Genomic DNA, 2,864 nt, shown 5'->3' with positions numbered 1-2,864 from the left:
GTATTTATACCACGTTGACGCGGACTGCCTTCAAAACCGTGACGTCCTTGTTCTCTGCGCCAACCATCAGGGTGTACTGGCCCGCAGCCAGATCGCCTGCCGGGGTAAAGACGTAGGACACCTGCTTTGCGCTGTTTGCGCCCACCTCCACAGATTCCTGGCTAAAGATGCCAGTTGAGTTGCCCAAGGATCCGCCGTGCGTAAAGGTTCCAGAGGCGACCATCGTCCCGGTGAACCCCTCCTGCGAGCTGACGTCAACCTTGACCTCTGCGCTTTGGCCTTTTTCGACGGTTATCTCTTCAGGCGCGGATACCGAAAATGGCGCGCTGGTGTCCTTGATCGTGCCTATCTTGTTTTCCGACCACTCGGTGAACCATGCCTGATCGTTGGGGCCGACGGAGAACTGGACCACGTTGGCGATGCCGCATGTCTCGGCGCCTTCCGGACAGTTGCCCCAGTCCGCGTTCTGGGTCGGTATCCAGTACTCTACCAGGGTCTCTGTCTCTGGGTCGAACCTGGCTATCTTGTTTCCTGCGTGCTGGTTGAGCCAGATGTTGCCCTCGCTGTCGCTCTGCAGCCAGTAGGGCCAGCTGACCGCGTTTGGCGGAGCCTCGCCGCCAAAAATCCTTGATGAAGGGATGGAAGTGACATACCGGGTTATCGTCCCGTCAGACGCGTCGAGCATGAAAAACACGCTTGTCCCGTGGTCTGTGAGCCACAGGTTTCCTTTGTCGTCCAGTATGGTGCCGACCGGCGACGTCAGCCCTTCGGGAAGGTCGGTTGCGGTGACTTTTTTTGAGGCGACGTCATACTGGAATATCTGGCCGACAGTCTGGTAGGACAGCACCGTCGTCCAGACGACGTTTCTTTCCTTGTCGACCGTTATGGAGCCGGAGTTGATTGCGTTGTCGCTGATGCCTGCAAAGGCATCGAGGGGGAGCTTGATTTCAGTAAAGACATCAGGCGTGTCTGGCTCCAAGCTGGCCAGCTCGCCAAAGAATATCGAATGCGACCTGACGCCAACGAGGTAGACGTTTCCGCTGGAATCAAAATCAAAAGAGATGGGGCCCTTTGCCGGGGAGACAAACTTGTCAAAAGTGCCCGACGCCTTGTTGAACCTCCACAGCAGGTTGCTCTTGTCGTCTGTAAACCAGACGTTGCCCTGCTGGTCGGTCTTGACTGTAAACACCTGGGAAAATCCTAACGGGTCCGAGCGCGCGGGCCACGACGGGACAGGGAACTCTTCAAATTTGCCGTCTGCGAGGCTATAGCTGCCAAGCGTGCCCTGCTTGGTGGACACGTACCACACCCTGTCGCTGTCTACCGCGATGCCCAGCGGCATCTCGCATTCTGACGGCAGGACATACTCGGCGACGTGGGCGCTGGAATTGGCCCTGGCGTCATGGCCGCAGAGCTGCTCCTCAAAGCGCGCAATGTTGCGATCCCTTGAATCTTTTGCAAGGTCGCCAGGGTTTGGCGTAGCCCTTGGAATCAGAGTCACAGAAACTGCCGCAACTGCAAGTATGCCGATAACGGCATAAAGGATGATCTTCTTGTTGGAAGACCTGCTCTTGCCGGACAACGATGCAGATTCCCGATTTTCCACATATAACCCTTGGCAGATGTATCACGCGGTGTCGACCTTGGAGCAAGCTAGTGTCTTTGGATGGAGACAAGATAGTCTCTTTGATGGACTCGAAGGTAAAGGTCAGGGGGAACATTCCGCTTGGCGGCATGAGCGGCAACGTCGGGTAAGCGTGGATGACTGTCGACCTGAATAACGTGCTTGTGCTAATCTCGCGCCTGCCCATCGACGAGAGCAGCCACCAAGTGCTTGGAGCCGGATTCTATAGATACGTCCTTGACAGAGGCCGCTTCGCAAAGTTGTGCCGGATATGACCTGGAAGTAGACACTCCCGGCTCGCTGGACAATTCCGCATTTGACGCCGATTACGACTGGTTGGTAAACGGCAAACGGCTAAAGGTTTCCAAAGTCCCGATGGCTGACCTTGGGGATACAGGGGTGGAAAATATCGTTGCTATCCAGCTCGCATCAATCCTCGGCGAAGAGATTGTTACAAACCTGTGCATAGACGTGCTAGAAAACCCATACCATGGGCTCTAGGGATAGCTGCGGTCACCAAAAACCTCTGCAATGCAAAGAAAATTGGGACATGCAGTTGTAGAGGGGAGATTCTAGCAGGGATAAAATAGGCCGGGCGTCTAGTACGGGCGTGGAAACCAAGCCGGCGCAAAAGCAGGGGGCGTACCTTGGCTACCTTTCGGTACTGCTTGCGTCAGCGCTTTTTGGGTCCGTCTTTACCGTGGCAAAAGTGCCGCTTGCAACCATAGACCCCCTCGCGCTGTCGGCCGTCGTCTACGTCATGTCTGGCCTTGCGCTGATACCCTTTGCCCGGGCGTCGTTCAGGCTTGAAAAGCGCGAACTGCGCTACATGGCGCTCGTCACGGCCTTTGGCGCCGTCGCGGCCCCGGTGCTGCTGCTATATGGATTGCAGCAGACACAGGCCTCTGACGCGGCGATACTGACAAACGGCGAGGTGCTTTTCACGATAATCCTGTCGTCCGTGTTTTTCGGCGAAAGGCCGCACGGAAAGGCGGGCATGTTTGCCATAGCGCTCGTAGTGGCAGGCCTCTTTATGGCGACTACCAACATGAAGTTTTCAGAGACCATAATCGAGTTCAACGCCGGCAACATCATGATCCTCGCGTCGATGCTGATGTGGGCCGTGGACAACAACATCAGCCGCCGGCTCACGACGTTTTCGACCATCAGCCCGTCCAAGATAGCAATGATAAAGTCGCTCTTTGGCGGGCTTGTCATCCTTGGCATCGCATTGGCTGCA

3 protein-coding genes are annotated in these 2,864 nt (G+C 56.1%); 2 read left to right on the top strand and 1 reads right to left on the bottom strand.

The genetic code is table 11. The annotated features are described in order from the left end of the window. Positions 1-4 precede the first annotated feature (4 nt). Positions 5-1,582 carry a Vgb family protein gene (locus ACREAY_RS03615; protein WP_431754398.1) on the bottom strand — a complete coding sequence of 526 codons (1,578 nt, stop codon included), beginning with the start codon at positions 1,580-1,582 and terminating at the stop codon, positions 5-7. Positions 1,583-1,834: 252 nt separating this feature from the next. On the opposite strand from ACREAY_RS03615, the gene ACREAY_RS03610 reads away from it, so the two are divergent. Next, on the top strand, positions 1,835-2,125 hold the full coding sequence (locus tag ACREAY_RS03610; protein ID WP_431754397.1) for a hypothetical protein: 291 nt from the start codon (positions 1,835-1,837) through the stop codon (positions 2,123-2,125). A gap of 109 nt (positions 2,126-2,234) precedes the next feature. After that, positions 2,235-2,864 (top strand): DMT family transporter (locus ACREAY_RS03605; RefSeq protein WP_431754396.1); only part of this gene is annotated, 630 nt, incomplete at its 3' end.

The organism is Nitrososphaera sp., assembly GCF_050748925.1.
GTDB lineage: Archaea > Thermoproteota > Nitrososphaeria > Nitrososphaerales > Nitrososphaeraceae > Nitrososphaera.
The sequence above is the reverse complement of the archived record's forward strand: the minus strand, read 5'-3'. Positions and strand labels throughout refer to the sequence as shown.